1 protein-coding gene is annotated in these 315 nt (G+C 54.0%); it reads right to left on the bottom strand.

What is annotated here, in order from left to right; all coding sequences use genetic code 11:
- On the bottom strand, positions 1–315 hold a 315-nt coding region (locus tag AC4J95_RS21235; protein ID WP_233673279.1), incomplete at both ends, for an MSCRAMM family adhesin SdrC.

Here is a 315-nt window from a genome sequence, read left to right as displayed (position 1 = left end):
GAGTCGCTGTCGCTATCTGAGTCCGAATCGCTATCGCTGTCTGAATCGGAGTCGCTGTCGCTATCTGAGTCTGAATCGCTGTCGCTATCTGAATCCGAGTCGCTATCGCTGTCTGAATCGGAGTCGCTATCGCTGTCTGAATCCGAATCGCTGTCGCTGTCGGAATCTGAATCGCTGTCGCTGTCGGAGTCGCTGTCGCTGTCTGAATCTGAATCGCTATCGCTGTCTGAATCCGAATCGCTGTCGCTGTCGGAGTCGCTGTCGCTATCTGAGTCCGAGTCGCTATCGCTGTCTGAATCTGAATCGCTATCGCTA

It is taken from the genome of Enterococcus sp. GPZ-007 (assembly GCF_059374735.1).
Note: the sequence above shows the minus strand (reverse complement) of the source record. Positions and strands in the feature narration are given on the sequence as shown.